We start from the raw sequence: 18,516 nt of genomic DNA, 5'->3' as shown, positions 1-18,516 counted from the left end.
CGACGTCAAGAGGTCTAGGCCAATATCCGGGCCAGCCTACGGTCGATCGCGCGGCGGCGCAGCCCTCACGGGCCCTTGCGGGTGACCCTGACCTCGGCAAAGCCCTTAGTTGGTGTCACATCCGTACGAACCGGAGCGGTGTCCCCGGGACCGCCTGGGCCGCCGCCGCGAGGGCGTGGCGCGGGACGACCCCGACGACCGGGTAGCCGCCGGTCGTCGGGTGGTCGTGCAGGAACACCACCGGCCGGCCGTCCGGCGGGACCTGGACCGCGCCGAGCACCATGCCCTCGCTGGGGAGTTCGCCGCCGACGGCCCGTTCCAGCGCGGGGCCCTCGGTGCGCAGCCCGACGCGGTTGCTCGCGGCGGAGACGCGGTACGCGGCCGTCGTCAGGGTCCGCAGGGCGTCCTCGGTGAACCAGGCACGCCGGGGGCCCGGGTGGAGCGGCAGTACGAGCCCGCCGGGCGCGGCGGGAGCCGCCGCCCAGGGCGCGGCGGCCGGGAGCGCGGGGAGGGTGGCGGGCGGTTCGCCGAGCGGCAGCGTGTCCCCGTCGCGGAGCGGGGGCGGGCCGAGCCCGGAGAGCAGGTCGGCCGAGCGGCTGCCCAGCGCCGGTTCCGGCTCCAGGCCGCCCGCGAACGCCAGGTAGCTCCGCACGCCGCTGAGCGCGGGACCCGCCTCCAGCACCGCGCCCGCCGCCACCCGGACGGGGGCGCCCCAGGCCGCCGGGCGGCCGTCGACCGTCACCCGGCAGACGGCGCCGCCGACCACCGCGACCACGGTCCGGTCGGGGCGGACCGCGCAGCCGGTGACGGTGGTCTCCAGCACGGCGGCGGTGGGGTCGTTGCCCACCAGCCGGTTGGCGAGCCGGTGCGCGGGCGCGTCCAGCGCCCCGGCCCGGGGGACGCCGAGGTGCGCCCAGCCGGTGCGCCCGGCGTCCTGGACGGTGGTCAGCGCGCCGGCGCGCACCACGTGCAGCAACCCGCTCACGCCCGCTCCTTCCCGCTCGGGGAGTCCACCGGTACGAAGCGCACCCGCGCCCCCGGGACCAGCAGGGCCGCCGGGTCGCGGGCCGGATCCCAGAGCCGGGCCGGGTCCGGCATGTGACCGATCAGCTGCCAGCCGCCGGGCGAGACACGCGGGTAGACCCCGGTGTACGGCCCGGCCAGCGCGACCGCCCCCACCGGGACCCGGGTACGCGGGGTCGCGCGCCGGGGTACGTGCAGGCGCTCGGGAAGCCCGGTGAGGTACCCGAACCCGGGGGCGAACCCGCAGAACGCGACGCGGAACGCCGTACCGGAGTGCAGGGCGGCCACCTCCCCGCGCGGTACGCCCCAGAGCGCGGCGACCCCGTCGAGGTCCGGGCCGTCGTAGACCACCGGGATCTCCACGGCGGGGCCGTCCGCGCGGCGCAGCGGCCGCACGGTCCACCCGGCCAGCTCGCGGGCGAACCGGTCGAGCCCGGCTCCACCTGCACGCCCGGCGGCCCCGATCCCGTCGAGCAGGACCGTGCGCGCGCCGGGCACGATCTCGCGGACCGGCGGCAGCTCGCCCCGGTCGCGGCGGCGCAGCACCTCGGCGTGGAACGCCTCGGCGGCCTCACCGGAGGCGAGTTCGACCAGGAGCCCGTCCGGCCCGGCCGGCAGCACCCGCACGGAGGCCGCCCCCGGCTCCGTGCCACCCTCGCTCCCCGTACCCGCCTCGCTCGCGCTCCCCGTGCCGCTCACGCGAACGCCCGGACACCGACGCCCGCTTCCTCCAGCGCGGCCCGCACCCGCCGGGCGAGCGCCGCCGCGCCGGGGGTGTCGCCGTGCAGGCAGAGGGAGCGGGCGGCGACCGGAACGGTGCTGCCGTCGTCGGCGACGACGGTGCGGTCCACCGTCATCCGGACCGCGCGGCGCACGACCTCGTCGGGGTCCTCCACCACCGCGCCCGCCTCGCCGCGCGGCACCAGGGTGCCCTGCGGGGTGTACGCGCGGTCCGCGAACGCCTCTTCCACCGCGCCCAGTCGAGCCTCACGGGCGTGGGCGAGCAGTCGGGAGCCGGGCAGGCCGAGGACGGGGAGGCCGCCGCCGGCCAGCAGCACCCCCTCGATCACGGCGCGCGCCTGCGCGTCGTCGTGGACCGCGCGGTTGTAGAGCGCGCCGTGCGGTTTCACGTACGCGACGCGGGAGCCGGCCGCCTCGGCGAAGACCCGCAACGCACCGATCTGGTAGGCGATTTCGGCGGCCAGTTCGGCCGCGGGGACGTCCATCGAGCGGCGTCCGAACCCTGCCAGGTCCCGGTAGGACACCTGCGCCCCGATCGTCACGCCCCGGGCCGCCGCGCCCTCGCAGACACGGCGCATCACCGCCGGGTCGCCCGCGTGGAAGCCGCAGGCCACGTTGGCGCTGGTGACGCAGGAGAGCAGCGCGTCGTCGTCGGTGAGCGTCCAACGGCCGAAGCCTTCGCCGAGGTCGGCGTTGAGGTCCATGGTGGTGGTCACGTGGAGCACGCTAGCGCGCCCCGCCGCCCCCGTACCGGGTCGCCGTCGGTCGCCGCAGGTCGCCGTCAGTCGCCGTCGGCGAGGAGTTCGGTCACCAGCCGGTCGAGGTCGAGGTGGTGCCTCTCCTCGCCCGGGGGCACGACCCGGGCGGCCCGTTCCAGGAACGCGCCGACCGCCGGAGCGGCGATGTCCAGCACGGCGGACCCCGCCGGTGACCGGACGACGATCCGCACCACGTCGCCCGGGCACCCCCGGCGGGGGGTCACCAGGATGCTTCCGGTGCCCGCCGGGCGGATCGTTCCCTCCGACAGGAGGCCGCGTGCGAAGACCCAGTCGACGGTTCTGGCCGACATCGTCCCGAGCGCGAGGCGTACGGCGTAGGGGTCGGACCTCTCGTACCGCAGCTCGGCGGGCAACGACACCGGGGGTTCGTCCGCGACGTGGACGTGGACGGACACCTGGTGCGCGACCGAGGTCCCGGCGGTGCTGAAAGACGGCTGGGTCATGTCGTGTCCGTTCGTCGGGTTCGTCCGCGCCTCCTCTCCCGACGTTAGGACCGCGGCCGGCCGGTCGTTTGCCCGGAAGCGTACGAGGTGTGGCCCGCGAGAGCACCGTGCCCGGCCCTCGGCGATCCCCCCGCCGCGCACCCCGCGTACGGCACCAGGGGTCAACTGACGGTGCGCCGGGAGAACAGGCGGCGGACGGACGTCCGCCTAGGGTCATTTCCTGGGATCAGGCTGGATCGGGGGGCGGGGTCCGGTGCCGTACCTCGCGAGGCGGAGGGGGAGGCGACGCGGAGCGTCGTCGGCCGACGACAACGCCGCGAGGTGGGGCACGGGGGCACGCGAGCCCGGCGTGATCCGAACGAGAGGCCCTGGCTTGCGGAGGGGACGTGCGCCCCGGTGCGTCCGAAGTCGGCGGACAACGGCCGCCGGGATCAGAGGAAGAACCAACGATGACGACACCCGTGAAACTCAAGCGCACCCGCCTCATCGGCGTGGTCGCGGCGGCGGTTCTCGCCGCCACCGCCGCCGGACCCGCCACCGCCGCATCCGGCTCCTCCGTACCCCGGGGACACTTCGTGGCGCACCTCGACATGGCGGACGGCCAGCGGCCGGAGAACATCACCCTGGAGCCCGACGGCAGCGCCGACGTCACCTTCGCCTTCAGCCGCCGGATCGCCCGCATCGCCCCCGACGGCCGGGTGCGGGTCCTCGCCACCCTGCCGGAGCCTCCGGCCGGCGCCACGACCCCCGCGCTGGCACAGCCGTTCCTCGGCGGCATCGTCCGCGCCGGGGACGGGACGCTGTACTTCCTCTACGCGACCGGCAGCAGCGATCTGACCGGCCTGTGGCGCCTGCGCCCCGGCGGCACCCCGCGGCGCATCGCCGCGCTCCCCGCCGACGGCCTGCCCAACGGGCTGGCCCTCGACGACCGCAGCGGCCTCCTGTACGTCGCCGACTCCGTCCTCGGCACGGTGTGGCGGGTGCCCGTGGCCGGCGGTACGCCCACCGGGTGGGCCAAGGCACCCGAGCTGGACGCCGCCGGGTTCCTGGGGGCGAACGGCATCAAGATCCACCATGGTGCCGCCTGGGTGACCAACCTGGACCGGGGAACCGTCCTGCGCATCCCGATCACCCAGCGGGGCACGGCCGGAGCGGTCGAGACCCGGGCCACCGGCCTGGTGAACATCGACGACATCGCGTTCACCGGGCCCGGTGACACCCTGCTGGCCGCGATCAACGCGGACAACACGGTCGCCCTGGTGCGGCGGGACGGCACGCACTCCACGGTGCTGACGGCCGCCGACGGTCTGCAGAACCCCACCTCGCTGGCGGTTCGGGGAGCCACGGCGTACGTCGCGAGCGGCGCGTACACCACCGACGAGGACCCGAACCTCCTCGCCGTCCACCTCCCGGCCGCCGGGTAGGGAGCCGGGGGCTCCGGTCCCGCCGGAACGCCCCACCGGGCGTTCCGGCGGGGCGTTCCGGGGGCGTTCCGCCGGGACCGGGCGGGCGGGTCTACAGGCCGTCGGTGAAGAGAAGGTGGTTGGGGGTGCCCTGGCTGACGCCCGTCAGGACGTCCTTGGTGGACACCTCGTCGATCCAGGCGGCGACTTCGGCGGGGCCGGCGCCGGGGTGGGCCTGCTTGTAGAGGACGGCGAGGCCGGTGACGTGGGGCGCCGCCATGGACGTGCCGTTCAGGGAGACCGAGCCGCCGCCGAGCCTGGCCGAGACGATGTCCTGGCCCGGCGCGTAGAGCTCGACGCATTCGCCCCAGTTGGAGAAGGAGGCCTGCGCGTCGGAGCGGTTGGAGGCCGCGACGGTCAGGGCCCCGTCGGCCGAGGCGGGCGAGGCGTCGCAAGCGTCCTTGGCGTCGTTGCCCGCCGCGAGAACGGGGAGGACCCCCGCGGTGGAGAGCGCGGTCGTGGCGCGGTTGACCGCCTGGGACTTGCCGCCGCCCAGGGAGCCGTTGAGGACGGCGGGCTGCACGGCGTTCCGGGCGACCCAGTCCAGGGCCGCGACCAGCCCGGAGTTCGACCCCGACCCGTCGCAGCCCAGGACCCGGACGCTGACCAGGCTCGCCCGGCGGGCGACGCCGTACGTGCCGCCCGCGACGGTGCCCGCGACGTGCGTGCCGTGGCCGTGGCAGTCCGCGCCCCTGCGGCCGTCGCCCACGGCGTCGAAGCCGAAGGAGGCGCGGGTCCCATCGGCCTCGCCGAACTCGGTGTGCTGGTAGTCGATGCCGGAGTCGAGGATGTACGCGGTCACCCCGGCACCGTCGCCGCCGGTGGTGAAGTCGCCGTCGAGCGGCAGGTTCCGCTGGTCGATGCGGTCCAGGCCCCAGGTGGAGGCCGGTGCGCGGCGGGCGGCTACTGCCACGGCGTTCGCGGCCCTGGAGGCGGGGACGGGGGTGTACGCGGGGACGGCTTCCGACACGGGGACGGAGTTCTTCGCGTCCTCCTCCACCGACGTCACGCCGGGGGTGCTGCGGAGGGTCGTCAGCTGGGCCGGGGTGAGCGGGACGGCGAAGCCGTTGAGCGCCTTGCTGTACGTGAAGGTCGGCGTCAGACCCAGCTTCTGCGCGGTCCTGGCCGCGTCCACGAGCGGGTCGAGGGTGACGATGTACCGGCCGGGGATCGGGTCCCCCGTACGGATCAGCGGCGCGGGTTCCGGGTTCGGCGGCGTGGGGGCGGAAGCCGCACTGGTGGCGAGGGGGCCCGCGAGGGCCAGGGCGAATGCGGACGCGAGTACGAGCGCGTGGCGAGTGTGCACGGACCGAGACGATCATGCGAAAAGTCCCCGGCCAATGACCCGTCCCGGAGGTTCGCCGCGCACCGGAAGCACTTCCGCAGTGCGCTCCCCCGTTCGGGCCTGGGACCGTGAGCGTCAGGGAACAGCCTTAGAGTTCCCGCATGTCCGACGACACCGCGCACACCCCCGATCTCCGCATCCGCTGGCAGGAGGCCCTGGTGGCCGCCCGGGGCGGGGCGGCCGGGCCCGATCCGCTCCCGTACGCGGAGAACCTGCTGGAACGGTGGGCCGAGCCGCAGCGGAAGTACCACACCACCGCGCATCTGACGGCGGTCCTGGACGGGATCGACGTCCTCGCCGCGCACGCCGGTGCGCCGGAACTCGTCCGGCTGGCCGCCTGGTTCCACGACGCGGTCTACCGGCCCGACCGCTCCGAGAACGAGGAGCGCAGCGCCGCCCTCGCCGAGCGGGCCCTGCCGGAGGCGGGAGTCCCGGCCGGGGCGACCGCCGAGGTGGCGCGGCTGGTCCGGCTCACCGTGACGCACGACCCGGCAGAGGGCGACCGCAACGGCGAGGTGCTGTGCGACGCCGATCTGGCGATCCTCGCGTCGGGCCCCAAGGAGTACGCGCACTACACCGCCGAGGTCCGCGCGGAGTACGGCTTCGTGCCGGACGACCTCTTCCGGGAGGGCCGGGCCGGTGTGCTGCGGCAACTGCTCGGACTGCCGAGGCTGTTCCGTACGCCGTACGGGGCCGGGCACTGGGAGGCGCGGGCGCGGCAGAACCTGACGACGGAGCTGGAGCTGCTGGAGGCCGTGCTGCCGTGACGGGGCGTGCCCGCCGACGACCGCGCCCCGTACGGAAGTTCCGTACGGGGCGCGGTCACGAGCGGGTGGAGGTCAGCGGGTCACTCGGCGGCTGCCGGAGCCGCGACCGCCGTGCCGGTCCCGGACGCCGCTTCCGTCGCCTCCGCCGCTTCGGTCCTCTTCGCGTCGGCGCCGGTGAAACCGCGCAGCGGCACCTGGCGGATGAAGAGGGCGATGACGATGCCGGCGGCCGCGGCACCCGCGCCCCAGGCGAAGGCGGTGTCGACGCCGTCGCTGACCGCCTGGGCGAAGGCGTGCTGGACCGCTTCGGGCAGGGCGCGCAGCGCCTGGGGGGTCATGCCGGAGACCGAGGAGCCGGCCTCGGCGGCTCCCGCCGCCGAACCGGCGGCCGAGGTGAAGGAGTCGGTGAGCGTGCTGGCGTACAGGGTGCCGAGCAGGGAGACGCCGAGCGAGCCACCCATGTTGCGGAGGAAGGTGGCCGCGCCGGTGGCGGCGCCGATGTCGCGCAGCGGGGCGCTGTTCTGCGCGATGAGCATGGTGGTCTGCATCAGGCAGCCCATGCCGAGGCCGAGCACCACCATGAAGAGCCCGGTGGTGAAGCGGGTGGTGTCGGGGCCCATGGTCGCGAAGAGGGCGAGGCCCGCCGCCATCAGGGCGGTACCCGCGATGGGCAGGATGCGGTAGCGGCCGGTCTTGCTGATGTACGTACCGCCGGCGAGGGAGAGCACCATCGCGGCGAGCATCATCGGCATGAGCAGCAGGCCGCTGTTGGTCGCGGAGGAGCCCTGGACGTACTGCTGGAACTGCGGCAGCAAGGTGATCCCGCCGAACATGGCGAAGCCGACGATGAAGCTGAGCGCACCGGCGAGGGAGAAGTTGCGGTCGGCGAAGACCGACAGCGGCATGATCGGTTCCTCGGCGCGGCGCTCGACGAGGACGAACGCGGCGAAGACGGCCACGGTGACCGCGGCGAGACCGAGGATCATGGCCGAGTCCCAGTCGTACTCGCTGCCGCCCCAGCTGGTGATCAGGACCAGGGTGGTGATCCAGATGCTGAGCAGCGCGGCGCCGGTCCAGTCGATGCGGACGCGGGCGGCGGTCTTGCGCGGGAGCTTGGCGAGGACGAACCAGCAGACGAACAGCGCGACGATGCCGAGCGGCAGGTTGACGTAGAAGGCCCAGCGCCAGTTGAGGTTGTCGGTGATGAAGCCACCGGCGAGCGGGCCGCCGATCATGGCGACGGGCATGACCGCCATCATCACGCCCTGGTACTTGCTGCGGTCGCGGGGCGGCACGATCTCGGCCAGCACCGCCATCACGCCGACCATGAGCCCGCCGGCGCCGAGGCCCTGGAGGGCGCGGAAGCCGATCAGTTCGCCCATGTTCTGGGAGAGGCCGCAGAGCGCGGATCCGATCAGGAAGATCGCGATGGAGGTGATGAAGGTGATGCGCCGGCCGAGCAGGTCGCCGAGTTTGCCCCAGATCGGGGTCGCGACGGTCGAGGCGAGGATGTATCCGGTGGTCACCCACGCGAGGTGCTTGAGGCCGCCGAGGTCCCCGACGATCGTGGGCAGCGCGGGCGCCACGATCATGTTGTCGAGCATCGCGAGCAGCATCGCGATGACCAGGCCGCTCATCGTGACCATGATCTCGCGGTGGGTGAAGCGTGGCGGTTCCGGGGCTGCCCCGGCAGCGGCCGGGGCGGGGGAGGTCTGCGTCACGGCGCAATGCCTTTCGGTCAGGAAGGGGGTCGCACGACGGACCCGAACTCGGCGGCAGGGGCCCTGTCCGGGGACGACAGCGGTGTCATCGGCTCGGCGGCAGGGCAGGCTGATCCCGGAATCCACTTACCGGGCGGTCAGTAGATTACTTGCCGTACGGTAAGTTGGCAAAGGGGGGCAGGGGGACCACGATCGACGCAGGGCGCTCCCGTGCGGAGACGAGACGCTCGGGGCGAAAGGAACGCACAGCCATGACAGCCGCAGGACGCCGACGGGGCATCGACACACGGGCCGAGATCCGCAAGGTGGCCCTGGAACTCTTCACCGAGCAGGGGTACGACGCGACCTCGCTGCGGGAGATCGCCGAGCGGCTGGGCATCACGAAGGCGGCCCTCTACTACCACTTCAAGAGCAAGGAGGACATCGTCCTCTCGCTCTTCACCACCTATCTGGAGGCGGTCGACGCCCTGGTGGAGTGGGCGCGGGAGCAGCCCTCCGGCCCGGATCTCGCCACCCGGATCGTGGACCGGATGGTCGACGTCTTCATCGCCGAGGGCATGCCCGCCATCCAGTTCGCGACCGCCAACCACCGGGTGATCCACGAGCTGCGCCCCGACAAGGGCGGCGCCCTCGAGAAGTTCGCCGAGCTGAGCGAGGTCATGGGCGGGCCCGACGCCACGGTGGAGGAGAAGCTGCGGCTGCGGTCCGCCCTGCTCAGCGTGAACCTCGCCCTGCTCGCCTCGCGGGGTCTCGAGGTCTCCGACGACGAGATCGCCCGGGTGGCCCGCGACATCGCCCACCGGCTCGTCCCGTCGCCGGGCGCGACGGAAGCCCAGGCGGCGGAGTCCCCCGGCGCGGCGGAGTCCCCGGGCGCGGCGGAGTCCCCGGGCGCGGCGGAGTCCCCGGGCGCGGGGGACACGCCGGCCTGACCCGGGTGGTGTCCGGCTCGGGCCCCGTCGAAAAAACCTCCGCCCGCCTGCGCCGGGCAGGTGAACCCTGTGGTGCCGGTGGGTGGTGGGCGCGGTCGCCAGGGGCCCGCACCCCGGGTTCGGGCTAGGGAACACGGTCCGTGCACCCGACCGAGGGACTCCCCCGCCATGTTCAAGACCGCGCTGCGGATCGCTTCCGCCGCCGCCTTCGCCGCCACCTCACTGGCCTTCGCCTCCACGGCGAGCGCCGACACCGACCCCTTCCCGGGCACCCCGGAGCAGATCCGCGACACCGGCCCCTGCGGACCGACCGGCGGCTACCGGTCCTCGGACTGGGAGCGGACGACCACCAACCGCGCGCTGCGGCCCCAGGTGGACACGGCCGCGATCAGCGAGGGCTGGTACTGGCGCCACGACGACAACACGCTGTGGCGCGGGGACACCCGGCCGGACCCCCGGGCGATCTTCCGCAGCGGCTTCACCCCGCTGGGCACGGAGGTGACGCCACTGGCGAAGTGGATCATCGGAGGCGGCGGCCAGAACTCCGCGCATGTGAGCACCAGCTGCGACCGCTGGGTGGCACAGGGCTTCGCCACGGGGAACAACAACGACGGCTGGGTGTACGCGATCCAGGCGCCGGGCGGGATCGACATCAACGCCACCGCGCGGATGACCGGCATCCAGTCGCAGTACCTGTGGAACAAGGAGATCGACTTCATCGGCGGGATCCAGGGCCGGTTCATCGAGGGGGCGTGCCAGTACCACTGGGCCGGCAAGAACCCGCAGAACAACGTGGACATCTACGAGAACCTGGGCTGTATCACCAACCCGGACTTCCGTCCCGTCGGCCGTACCAGGGAGCTCCCGGCGGACGCCGACACGTCCGCTCCCGCGACCTCCACCTCCACCGCTCCGACGCCCTCCACCGCCCCGGCCCCGGCGGCCCCCGGATCGCCGGTCCCGGCGGGTTCCGTCTCCCTCACCCCCACGGGCGCCCTCTCGCTGAGCGCGCGGTAACCCTCCGACGCGAGTCCCCGGCACGGTGCGGGCCCCCGGCGGCGACGCCCCGGGGCCCCGTCATACCGTCCCGGACTCCGCCCGACCGCCTCCGCCGGGGTGCAGCGGCCCGCCCGCGGCGCTGTCCGTGGGGGGAGCCCCGGTCCGGAGCGCGCCCAGGAACGCGCCGAACCCGTGCGGGGCGCGGGGTGTGAGCCTGCCGGAGGTCTCGACGGCGCAGGCGTTCGTCCGCAGCACCCGGGCGCCCCGGTCGCCGAGCGCGCGGGCCAGCGCGCGGTCCTCACCGGACGGGACGCGGGGAAACCCCCCGGCGCGCAGGTAGGCGTCCGCCGCCACGCCGAAGTTGGCGCCGTGCACGTGCGGGTGCTCCCACCCGGAGCCGGCACCCGCCGGCCGCTGCGCGAAGTAGGACGCGAGGTGCAGGTCCCGTACGACCGCCTCCTCCAGAGAGCGGGCCGGGGCGAGGCGGACCGTGCCCAGCACGCAGTCCCAGCCGTCGCGGGCGCAGGTCAGCTGGTGGGCGATCCAGTCGGCGGGGACCCGGCTGTCGGCGTCGGTCGTCGCGATCCAGGTGTGCGCGGCGGGGGTGGCCGCCCGTCGCAGCCCGTGCGCGACGGCGTCCGCCCGGGCCGCTCCGGCCGACCGGTGGCCGGTCGTCACCACGTCAGCGCCCGCCCGACGGGCCAACGCCGCGGTCGGGTCGGCGCAGGCGTCGGCGGCGACCACCAGGGTCAGCGGGGGCATGTCCGGCAGGCGACTGCGCGCGTACCGTTCGGCGACGCGGACGGCACGCAGCGCGGCGGGCAGGGTGTCGGCCTCGTCGTGCGCCGGGACGGCGACCACGAGCCCGTCGACACGCCGCCTCACACCAGCCCCTCGGCGCGGGCCGGGGAGGGCGGCGGCGAGCCGTCCGCCAGAGGGCGGTGGTGCAGGCTCAGGACGAAGTCGGGGTCGTGGAACTCCGCCCCGGCCACCAGCCCCGGCACCTCCCGCAGCAGCGGCGCCAGCTCTGTCCCGGTGAGCCGGTGCTCGGGAACCGGGTGGTCCCAGTGCACGGTCACCAGGGTCCCGCCGGGCTCCAGGGCGGTGACCGCACGCGCCAGGATCCCGGCCAGCGCGGGCGCGTCGAAGTAGTAGAGCAGCTCCGAGAGCACGATCAGGTCGAAGGTGCCCTCCGGCCACTCCTCGGGCACGGTGAGGGCGCGCACCTCCACCTGGGGCAGGTCGCGGTTGCGCGCGGCGGCCTCGGCGACGGCGGCGGGGACCCGGTCGGTGGCCAGCACCGTGTCGCACCGCTCGGCGAGCAGCCGCGTCAGGACGCCCACCGAGCAGCCCGGCTCGAAGGCCCTGCGGTAGCGGCGGCGGGGCAGGGCCGCGAGGGTCAGCGCGTACTTGCGCTGTTCGTACCAGCGGCCGGCGAGGTCCCAGGGGTCCGCCGTACCGGAGTACATCCGCGCGAAGTACGAGGCCGGGGTGGAGGCGCCCGTCCCCTCGCCCGTCCCGGGCCGGTCGGGGCTGACGGGCCGGTCGGGGCTGACGGGCCGGTCGGGGCTGACGGGCCGGTCGGGGCCGACGGGCCGGTCGGGGCTCACAGCAGGATCACCTCGAAGGCGCGGCGGTGGTGGAGCAGTTCGGCCGGCGGCAGGATGACGGTGGGGTCGTCGGGGTCGTCCGCGAGCGGGGCGATCTGGGTACGGAACCGGCCGACGGCGGCCGCCTTGCGGGCCTGTTCTGCGGCGGTCAGTGGCAGCCGCCGGACCGTGTCCCAGGGCACCCGGGGGTCGCCGGGCACGGCCCAGTGCCACGTCCACACCGGGTAGGACCAGAGCGCGGTACCGGTGACCCGGGACGCCGTGCGCGCCGAACGGCCCGCCGCCTCGTGGTCGGCGTGCAGGTCCCCGGTCCACGGTGCCAGGCAGAGCTGGGCGCCGGTGGTCCGCAGTACGTCCACGAGACGCGCGGCCACCTCGTTCTCGTACGCGTCCACCCGGGTGTCCGGTACTCCGAGGCGGGTCCGGCGGTGGCGGTCGACGCCCAGGTCGTCGAGGGCGGCGGCGAGCTCGGCCGAGCGCAGCCGGGCGAGTGCGTCCGGCGGCACACGGCGGCTGCCCGGGTGGGAGGCCTCACCGTCGGTGACAGTGACGACGTGGACCTCCACGCCCGCGGTGGTGAGCCGGGCCAGGGTGCCGCCGACGCCCAGCACCTCGTCGTCGGGGTGGGCGGCGACCACGACCACCGGCCCGTCGATCCGGGGAGCGTCCGCCAGCGCCCGCCAGCCTTCCCAGCGCGCCCACTCCGCCTCGGGGGTGCCCGCCGCCCGGAGTGCGGCGGCGGCCCGCTCGCGCCCGGTCGGGCCGGTCCCGGAGGCGGGCGGCGCCGCGAGGGTGGGCGTTGTCGCGGCTGGGGCGGGCGCTGTCGCGGCTGGGGTGGGCGCTGTCGCGGCTGGGGCGGGCCTGGGGCCGGTTTCGGTGCCGCTCATCGGGGGGTGTCCTCGGGCGGAGCCACCAGGGCGCTCCCCAGGGCCGCGAGGTCGCGGTCCCCGTGGTGCTGGCGGAGGTAGACGGTGAGGTCGGCGACGCGGCGGGCGTGCCGGGCGTCGTGGCAGAGCGGTCCGGCCCCGAGCGCACGGCCGACGTGGTCCAGCACGAGGGTGCTGACCCGCTCCACAGCCGCCCGGGCGCGCATGGCCCGCAGCGCGGCCTCGCCACCGCGGTCCGCCGGGTCGGCGTCGATCTCGGCGGCGGCGATCCGCAGCACGCACTCCGCCCCGTGCAGGGCGACGTCCACCGCGCCCAGGTGGGCGGCGGCGATCTGGTCGGGGGCGCGGCGGGCGGCGGAGGCGAACAGGGTGTCGGCCACCCCGCGCGCCCCGCCCAGCCAGCAGGCGGCGACTCCGATGCCCCCGTGCGCGAACCCGGGGCGGCGGACATAGGCGTCGACGCCGCCCACCGGCACCGCGGGCACCCCGGTGAACCGCACGTCCGGGGTGTCGCTGCCCGCCATGCCGACCGCCTGCCAGGTGCCGGGCACCGGGGCGTACCCGGGCACGGCTGTGGCCAGGGCGAACAGCCGTCGCCCCTGCTCGGTGTCGGCGGTGACCAGCGCGTGCGTGCAGCTGTGCGCACCGGAGCAGTACGGCTTCACTCCGTCCAGCTGCCAGAGGCCGTCCGCCCCGGGCCGTGCCGTCAGCCGGGCACCGGGGGGCTGGGCGGCCCAGACACCCCAGAGCTCGCCGGTGGCGGGGGCGGAGGCGCCCAGTTCGGCGAGGATGGCCACCGCGTCGGCGTGGCCCTCGGCGAGCCGGGCCAGCGCCAGGTCCTCGCGGCCCAGCCCGTGCAGGGCCTGGAACCTCTCCCAGGTGCGGCCGGACCCGGGCAGCGGCACGTCCGCCGCACCGGCGCGTACCCAGGACGCGAACCGGTCGGCCGCGGCGCGGCGCCACGCGACGGCGTCCGGCGTCACGGGTGTCTCGGACACGGGTTCCTGATCCGTGGTGACGGTCGTGCGCACACGTACTCCTTCGATCGTGGACCTGCACGTCCCCCTCCCATGCCAGCACCTGCGCGTGGACCGCGCCCGGCGAGCATGCGCGTGGCCCGGCCGGATCGGCCGGGCCACGGTCGCGACACACCTGAGGGGAAGGGGGTGCGGCGCTGAGGGCACTCACTGCGGGGGCACCGGGGCACTCGGCGCTCCCGGGTCGGGACACTCAGTGCTTGAAGGTGTCCTTCGTCTTCTCCTTGGCCTGACGGGCGTCGCCCTTGGCCTGCTCGGCGCGCCCGGCGGCGGTGAGGCGTTCATTGCCCACGGTCCGGCCGGCGGCCTCCTTGGCCTTGCCCTTGGTCTGCTCCACCTTGGCCTGGGCCTTCTCATCTGCAGCCATGATCACTCCCACCTTGCTGTGCTCGACTTCAGGAACACTGATCCGTGTGACCGCCCTGCGCCGTCTCAAACCCTGCCTCAAGACCCATCTCGAAGCTCATGAGCACATCGCGGCACATACCCAGCGTCCGGCGCGAACGCCGCGATAACAAACGGGGATCATTCGCCGCGACCGGGAATGTGCGGGCTTCCGGGCCCGTTGGCCACAGTCATGCCTGAAACCGACACCGGTCGACTCCGTATGCCCTTGGCCGTATACATCCTGGGCCTCTCGGTCTTCGCCCTCGGGACCAGCGAGTTCATGCTCTCCGGTCTGCTCCCCCCGATCGCCGACGACATGGGCGTATCGATTCCGCAGGCCGGGATGCTCATATCCGCCTTCGCGATCGGCATGGTCGTGGGCGCCCCGCTGCTCGCCGTGGCCACGCTCCGGCTGCCGCGCCGCACCACGCTCATCGCGCTGATCTCGGTCTTCGGGCTCAGTCAGGTCGCGGGGGCGCTGGCGCCGACGTACGAGATCCTCTTCGTCTCCCGGGTGGTCGCGGCGCTCGCCTGCGCGGGCTTCTGGGCGGTGGGCGCGGCCGTCGCCATCGCGATGGTGCCGCAGAACGCCCGCGCCCGGGCCATGGCGGTGATGATCGGCGGTCTGTCGATCGCCAACGTGCTGGGCGTGCCGCTCGGCGCGTTCCTCGGCGAGAGCCTGGGCTGGCGGTCGGCGTTCTGGGCGGTGGGCGCCGCGTCGGCCGTGGCGCTGGTCGGGGTCGTCACGAAGATCCCCCGCATCCCGGTGCCGGAGCAGCGCCCACAGCTGCGGCAGGAGCTCTCCATCTACCGCGACCGCCAGGTGTGGCTGGCGATCGTGATCACCGCGCTGGCGGCGGGTGGTGTGTTCTGCGCGTTCAGCTACCTCGCCCCGCTGCTGACCGATGTCGCCGGGCTGGACTCCGGGTGGGTGCCGTGGGTGCTGGCGCTCTTCGGGGCCGGCGCTCTGGTCGGTACGACGATCGGCGGCCGGGTCGCGGACGCGCACCTCTTCGGCGTACTGCTCAGCGGCATCGCGGCCTCCACGGTGTTCCTGGTGGCGCTCGCGCTCTTCGCGTCGAGCCCGGTCGCCGTGGTGCTCCTCGCCTTCCTGCTGGGCTTCTCGGCGTTCTACACGGCGCCCGCGCTCAACGCCCGGATGTTCAACGTGGCCGGTGCCGCGCCGACGCTCGCCGGAGCGACGACGACCTCCGCGTTCAACCTGGGCAACACCGCCGGCCCGTGGCTCGGCGGTGCGGTGATCGACGCCGACTTCGGCTACTCCTCCCCCGCGTGGGCGGGCGCCGCGATGCTGGTCGTCGGCCTGGCGGCGGTGACCCTCGCGCTCCGGGTCCAGCGCGGCGCCACCTCCCGGTCCCGGCTGGTCGCGGGGGCGGGTTCCGCCGACGCGACGGACCCGACGGTCGTGCGCCCCCGGGCCCCGCTCGCGGACGAGCGGGCGGAGGCTCCCAGCGCCTGACGCGTACCCCCCTGAACCCGTGACGCGACCGCCCCCGGAGGACACCTCCGGGGGCGGTGGTGCGTCCTGGCGAGGTCGTACGGGCCGGGCACCGAGCGATGAGTTCCGGCGGCGAGTGGCCGGCCGGGGCGTGTCAGCCCGTGGTGGCCGTACGGCCCGGCGCGGGGCGGTGCTTCGGGCGGCGCAGGCCGGCCTCGGTCAGGCGGCGGACCAGCTCCTTGGAGCCGATCTCCCGCGCCCCGGCGCGTACCGCGTCCGGGTAGCTCGACTGCGGGACGTCGTAGTGGTCGCGCTCGAACGCACGCGGCGGGCAACCGATCGCGGCGGCGAAGGCGTGCAGTTCGTCGAAGGACTCGTCGCTGACCAGGTGCGACCAGAGACGGCCGTGGCCCGGCCAGGTCGGGGGGTCTATGTAGACGGTCACCGCCGCAGCACTCCGGCGAGCGCCCCGACCGGCGCCACCGACACGGTCGCGCGGGTGCAGACCCAGTGCGGGTCGGCGCCGAGCTCGGGTTCGACGTCGAGCGCGTGCGGGCCGCCCTCGTCGCAGACGGGGCAGAGCGGCCACCGCCCGTACCGTTCGAGCAGGGCGTCCTGGACGTCCTGGGCAACGAGTCCGACGAGGAATTCGAGTCCGTCCGGCCACTGCTCCACCCACCACCGCCGCTGGGTCACCGCGTCCTCCACGAGGGACACGATGTCGGCGTCCGCGACGTCTCCCGCCGCCAGGTCGGCCACGACGAGGGCTCGGGCGGTGTGCAGTGCCTGCTCCAGGGGGTTCAGCTCCATGGCTCCATTGTCACCCCGCGCGCCCGGCCACTCCCCCGGCGCCCGTACCCCCCGGCCGCGACTCCGCGCGCGGGCCTGGAGGGCGGCCGGGAGGGCAGTCGGGCAGCCGTCCCGTCACGGCCGGACAGGGGCCGGATTACGGCCGGGGACACGGGGGCCGTCACTCGTACGTGTGCGGTGCGTGCCGATCCGTTTCTCCTCCCGGCGACTGGGAGAGGATCGCCGCATCGCCGACACGATCATGTGTCCGGCGCCCACAGGAAAGGCATGGCATGGCTCAGGGGACTGTGAAGTGGTTCAACTCGGAGAAGGGGTTCGGGTTCATCGCGCCGGACGACGGCACTCCGGACGTCTTCGTGCACTTCTCCGCGATCGACTCCACCGGTTACCGGTCGCTGGAGGAGAACCAGCGGGTGGAGTTCTCGACCTCGCAGGGCCCCAAGGGCCCGCAGGCCGAGCAGGTCCGCCCCCTCTGACGCCGCGCGCCGTCCACGGCCGGCCCGCACGCCCCGCCCGGGCGTGCGGGCCGTTTCGTATGCCCGTCGTCCCGCCCTCGTATGCCCTCCGCGCACGGGTTCGCTCCGTCCCTAAGTTCCCCCGGAAAACGCAGGTTTGGTCCCGGCGAACCGGTAAAGACGCAACCTCACAAAGGCTTTACACACCGGGGCTTCCCACGACGGGGGCTCGCATGACGAGGTAGGAGACGCATCATGGGCATCATCGCTTGGATTCTCATCGGGTTGCTCGCCGGCCTCATCGCCAAGGCGCTCATGCCGGGCAAGGACCCGGGCGGCATCATCATCACGATGCTCATCGGTATCGCGGGCGGCCTCCTCGGCGGCTGGCTCGGCAAGGTCCTCTTCGGCGTCGACTCGATCGACGGCTTCTTCGACCTCTCCACCTGGATCGCCGCCATCGCCGGTTCGGTGATCCTGCTGGCCCTCTACCGACTGGTCACCGGTAACCGACACTCGCACCGCCACGCCTGATCCGGCGGGTCCGCGGGGCCACGGATCACACACGAACGACGACGGCTCCCCCTCCACCCGGAGGGGGAGCCGTCGTCGTTCGCGGGGCGCGCGCAAGCGGGACCAATGGGGGGTTGACGGGCGAGTGTGATGAAAATACCTTTCAGGAGTGACCAGTGAACTGAAGGAAAGTTTCAGCAGCGACTCCCCGCCGGCCCCGGCGGCCCTCGCCGCCAAGGTCCGTACGCTCGCCCCTTCCATGACCCGTTCCATGCAGCGCGTCGCCGAGGCGGTCGCCGGGGACCCCGCCGGGTGCGCCGCGCTCACCGTCACGGGTCTCGCCGAGCGGACGGGTACGAGCGAGGCCACCGTGGTCCGGACCGCACGGCTCCTCGGTTACCCGGGCTACCGCGACCTGCGCCTCGCCCTCGCCGGGCTCGCCGCCCACCAGCAGTCGGGGCGGGCCCCCGCGGTCACCGCCGACATAGCCGTGGACGACCCGATCGCCGACGTCGTCGCCAAGCTCGCCCAGGACGAGCAGCAGACCCTCGCGGACACCGCCGCCGGGCTCGACACCGGGCAGCTCTCCGCGGTCGTGACCGCTGCCGCCACCGCCCGCCGGATCGACATCTACGGCGCCGGCGCCTCCTCGCTCGTCGGCCAGGACCTGGCGCAGAAGCTGCTCCGGATCGGCCTCATCGCGCACGCCCACACCGACCCGCACCTCGCGGTCACCAACGCGGTGCAGCTGCGCCCCGGGGACCTCGCCATCGCCATCACCCACTCCGGTTCGACCAGCGACGTCATCGAGCCGCTGCGCGCCGCCTTCGACCGGGGCGCCACCACTGTCGCCATCACCGGCCGCCCCGGCGGCGCCGTCACCCAGTACGCCGACCACGTGCTGACCACCGCCACCTCCCGCGAGAGCGAGCTGCGTCCGGCCGCCATGTCCAGCCGGACGAGCCAACTACTCGTCGTGGACTGCCTGTTCATAGGCATCGCCCAGCGCACCTACGAGACGGCGGCACCCGCCCTCTCCGCTTCGTACGAGGCCCTCGCGCACCGCCACACGCACCGCCGCCGCTGACCGGCCGCCGCACCGGCAGCCCGTACGCGCAACCCGCGCAGAAACGCACGAGCACCCGCAC

The 18,516-nt window shown here is 74.5% G+C and carries 21 protein-coding genes; 8 read left to right on the top strand and 13 right to left on the bottom strand.

Annotated elements, in window-relative coordinates; translation table 11 throughout:
• Positions 1-115: 115 nt before the first annotated feature.
• The 4 genes from ACWCSV_RS00645 to ACWCSV_RS00630 form a co-directional block, all read right to left on the bottom strand.
• Positions 116-985: a 5-oxoprolinase subunit C family protein gene (locus ACWCSV_RS00645; RefSeq protein ID WP_451137694.1), complete on the bottom strand. Its 870-nt coding sequence runs from the start codon at positions 983-985 to the stop codon at positions 116-118.
• Positions 982-1,650, bottom strand: a complete 669-nt coding sequence (locus ACWCSV_RS00640) for a 5-oxoprolinase subunit B family protein (protein ID WP_451137962.1) — start codon at positions 1,648-1,650, stop codon at positions 982-984. Before ACWCSV_RS00640 ends, ACWCSV_RS00645 begins: the two co-directional genes overlap by 4 nt.
• Before the next feature lie 68 nt (positions 1,651-1,718).
• Positions 1,719-2,468: a LamB/YcsF family protein gene (locus ACWCSV_RS00635; protein WP_451137961.1), complete on the bottom strand. Its 750-nt coding sequence runs from the start codon at positions 2,466-2,468 to the stop codon at positions 1,719-1,721.
• A 77-nt stretch (positions 2,469-2,545) separates the two neighbouring features.
• Positions 2,546-2,986 (bottom strand): SsgA family sporulation/cell division regulator, encoded by a 441-nt coding sequence (locus ACWCSV_RS00630; RefSeq protein ID WP_451137693.1) that lies wholly within the window; start codon positions 2,984-2,986, stop codon positions 2,546-2,548.
• A gap of 449 nt (positions 2,987-3,435) precedes the next feature.
• Between ACWCSV_RS00630 and ACWCSV_RS00625 the strand changes: the two genes are divergently transcribed.
• Entirely contained in the window at positions 3,436-4,410 is a 975-nt protein-coding gene (locus tag ACWCSV_RS00625) for a hypothetical protein (protein ID WP_451137692.1), read from the top strand.
• 91 nt (positions 4,411-4,501) lie between these two features.
• Here the strand turns inward: ACWCSV_RS00625 and ACWCSV_RS00620 are convergent, their stop codons facing one another.
• Positions 4,502-5,755 (bottom strand): S8 family peptidase, encoded by a 1,254-nt coding sequence (locus tag ACWCSV_RS00620; RefSeq protein WP_451137691.1) that lies wholly within the window; start codon positions 5,753-5,755, stop codon positions 4,502-4,504.
• A 140-nt stretch (positions 5,756-5,895) separates the two neighbouring features.
• Between ACWCSV_RS00620 and ACWCSV_RS00615 the strand changes: the two genes are divergently transcribed.
• Entirely contained in the window at positions 5,896-6,561 is a 666-nt protein-coding gene (locus ACWCSV_RS00615) for an HD domain-containing protein (protein WP_451137690.1), read from the top strand.
• Between the two features lie 80 nt (positions 6,562-6,641).
• Here ACWCSV_RS00615 and ACWCSV_RS00610 read toward each other — a convergent pair whose 3' ends face one another.
• On the bottom strand, positions 6,642-8,207 hold the full coding sequence (locus tag ACWCSV_RS00610) for an MDR family MFS transporter (protein WP_451137960.1): 1,566 nt from the start codon (positions 8,205-8,207) through the stop codon (positions 6,642-6,644).
• A 326-nt stretch (positions 8,208-8,533) separates the two neighbouring features.
• Between ACWCSV_RS00610 and ACWCSV_RS00605 the strand changes: the two genes are divergently transcribed.
• The gene (locus ACWCSV_RS00605; protein ID WP_451137689.1) at positions 8,534-9,211 is read left to right on the top strand and encodes a TetR/AcrR family transcriptional regulator; all 678 of its coding nucleotides are present in this window, start codon (positions 8,534-8,536) and stop codon (positions 9,209-9,211) included.
• Positions 9,212-9,379: 168 nt separating this feature from the next.
• Positions 9,380-10,228 carry a scabin-related ADP-ribosyltransferase gene (locus ACWCSV_RS00600; protein ID WP_451137688.1) on the top strand — a complete coding sequence of 283 codons (849 nt, stop codon included), beginning with the start codon at positions 9,380-9,382 and terminating at the stop codon, positions 10,226-10,228.
• Positions 10,229-10,288: 60 nt separating this feature from the next.
• Here ACWCSV_RS00600 and ACWCSV_RS00595 read toward each other — a convergent pair whose 3' ends face one another.
• From ACWCSV_RS00595 to ACWCSV_RS00575, 5 genes are all read right to left on the bottom strand, one after another.
• Complete coding sequence (locus ACWCSV_RS00595; RefSeq protein ID WP_451137687.1) at positions 10,289-11,095, bottom strand: glycosyltransferase; 807 nt, start codon at positions 11,093-11,095, stop codon at positions 10,289-10,291.
• Positions 11,092-11,679, bottom strand: coding sequence for an SAM-dependent methyltransferase (locus tag ACWCSV_RS00590; RefSeq protein ID WP_451137959.1), 588 nt, complete (start codon positions 11,677-11,679; stop codon positions 11,092-11,094). The genes ACWCSV_RS00595 and ACWCSV_RS00590 overlap by 4 nt, the downstream gene beginning before the upstream one ends.
• A 137-nt stretch (positions 11,680-11,816) precedes the next feature.
• A complete protein-coding gene (locus tag ACWCSV_RS00585) occupies positions 11,817-12,707 on the bottom strand; it encodes a PIG-L deacetylase family protein (RefSeq protein WP_451137686.1) in 891 nt (296 codons plus the stop codon).
• A complete protein-coding gene (locus ACWCSV_RS00580; RefSeq protein WP_451137685.1) occupies positions 12,704-13,738 on the bottom strand; it encodes an acyl-CoA dehydrogenase in 1,035 nt (344 codons plus the stop codon). Before ACWCSV_RS00580 ends, ACWCSV_RS00585 begins: the two co-directional genes overlap by 4 nt.
• Positions 13,739-13,937: 199 nt before the next feature.
• Complete coding sequence (locus ACWCSV_RS00575) at positions 13,938-14,111, bottom strand: CsbD family protein (protein WP_327176436.1); 174 nt, start codon at positions 14,109-14,111, stop codon at positions 13,938-13,940.
• A 240-nt stretch (positions 14,112-14,351) separates the two neighbouring features.
• Between ACWCSV_RS00575 and ACWCSV_RS00570 the strand changes: the two genes are divergently transcribed.
• Positions 14,352-15,611: a Cmx/CmrA family chloramphenicol efflux MFS transporter gene (locus tag ACWCSV_RS00570; RefSeq protein WP_451137684.1), complete on the top strand. Its 1,260-nt coding sequence runs from the start codon at positions 14,352-14,354 to the stop codon at positions 15,609-15,611.
• A gap of 133 nt (positions 15,612-15,744) precedes the next feature.
• Here the strand turns inward: ACWCSV_RS00570 and ACWCSV_RS00565 are convergent, their stop codons facing one another.
• Positions 15,745-16,035: a DUF4031 domain-containing protein gene (locus ACWCSV_RS00565; RefSeq protein WP_451137683.1), complete on the bottom strand. Its 291-nt coding sequence runs from the start codon at positions 16,033-16,035 to the stop codon at positions 15,745-15,747.
• Positions 16,032-16,400, bottom strand: coding sequence for a hypothetical protein (locus ACWCSV_RS00560; RefSeq protein ID WP_327176439.1), 369 nt, complete (start codon positions 16,398-16,400; stop codon positions 16,032-16,034). Before ACWCSV_RS00560 ends, ACWCSV_RS00565 begins: the two co-directional genes overlap by 4 nt.
• Positions 16,401-16,672: 272 nt before the next feature.
• Here ACWCSV_RS00560 and ACWCSV_RS00555 point away from each other — a divergent pair, with 272 nt between their 5' ends.
• The 3 genes from ACWCSV_RS00555 to ACWCSV_RS00545 all read left to right on the top strand — a co-directional run bounded on the left by ACWCSV_RS00555 (position 16,673) and on the right by ACWCSV_RS00545 (position 18,455).
• Positions 16,673-16,876, top strand: a complete 204-nt coding sequence (locus ACWCSV_RS00555) for a cold-shock protein (RefSeq protein ID WP_390959593.1) — start codon at positions 16,673-16,675, stop codon at positions 16,874-16,876.
• Between the two features lie 234 nt (positions 16,877-17,110).
• On the top strand, positions 17,111-17,389 hold the full coding sequence (locus ACWCSV_RS00550) for a GlsB/YeaQ/YmgE family stress response membrane protein (protein WP_390959591.1): 279 nt from the start codon (positions 17,111-17,113) through the stop codon (positions 17,387-17,389).
• Between the two features lie 148 nt (positions 17,390-17,537).
• On the top strand, positions 17,538-18,455 hold the full coding sequence (locus tag ACWCSV_RS00545) for a MurR/RpiR family transcriptional regulator (RefSeq protein WP_451137682.1): 918 nt from the start codon (positions 17,538-17,540) through the stop codon (positions 18,453-18,455).
• Positions 18,456-18,516: the final 61 nt, after the last annotated feature.

This window comes from Streptomyces sp. NPDC001770 (assembly GCF_053596135.1).
The sequence above is the reverse complement of the archived record's forward strand: the minus strand, read 5'-3'. Positions and strand labels throughout refer to the sequence as shown.

Coding starts and splice junctions, on each gene's coding strand:
- ACWCSV_RS00635 (WP_451137961.1), bottom strand. CDS start 2,468: ATGGACCTCAACGCCGACCTCGGCGAAGGCTTCGGCCGTTGGACGCTC.
- ACWCSV_RS00630 (WP_451137693.1), bottom strand. CDS start 2,986: ATGACCCAGCCGTCTTTCAGCACCGCCGGGACCTCGGTCGCGCACCAG.
- ACWCSV_RS00625 (WP_451137692.1), top strand. CDS start 3,436: ATGACGACACCCGTGAAACTCAAGCGCACCCGCCTCATCGGCGTGGTC.
- ACWCSV_RS00615 (WP_451137690.1), top strand. CDS start 5,896: ATGTCCGACGACACCGCGCACACCCCCGATCTCCGCATCCGCTGGCAG.
- ACWCSV_RS00610 (WP_451137960.1), bottom strand. CDS start 8,207: ATGGTCACGATGAGCGGCCTGGTCATCGCGATGCTGCTCGCGATGCTC.
- ACWCSV_RS00605 (WP_451137689.1), top strand. CDS start 8,534: ATGACAGCCGCAGGACGCCGACGGGGCATCGACACACGGGCCGAGATC.
- ACWCSV_RS00600 (WP_451137688.1), top strand. CDS start 9,380: ATGTTCAAGACCGCGCTGCGGATCGCTTCCGCCGCCGCCTTCGCCGCC.
- ACWCSV_RS00590 (WP_451137959.1), bottom strand. CDS start 11,679: ATGTACTCCGGTACGGCGGACCCCTGGGACCTCGCCGGCCGCTGGTAC.
- ACWCSV_RS00585 (WP_451137686.1), bottom strand. CDS start 12,707: ATGAGCGGCACCGAAACCGGCCCCAGGCCCGCCCCAGCCGCGACAGCG.
- ACWCSV_RS00575 (WP_327176436.1), bottom strand. CDS start 14,111: ATGGCTGCAGATGAGAAGGCCCAGGCCAAGGTGGAGCAGACCAAGGGC.
- ACWCSV_RS00570 (WP_451137684.1), top strand. CDS start 14,352: ATGCCCTTGGCCGTATACATCCTGGGCCTCTCGGTCTTCGCCCTCGGG.
- ACWCSV_RS00560 (WP_327176439.1), bottom strand. CDS start 16,400: ATGGAGCTGAACCCCCTGGAGCAGGCACTGCACACCGCCCGAGCCCTC.
- ACWCSV_RS00555 (WP_390959593.1), top strand. CDS start 16,673: ATGGCTCAGGGGACTGTGAAGTGGTTCAACTCGGAGAAGGGGTTCGGG.
- ACWCSV_RS00550 (WP_390959591.1), top strand. CDS start 17,111: ATGGGCATCATCGCTTGGATTCTCATCGGGTTGCTCGCCGGCCTCATC.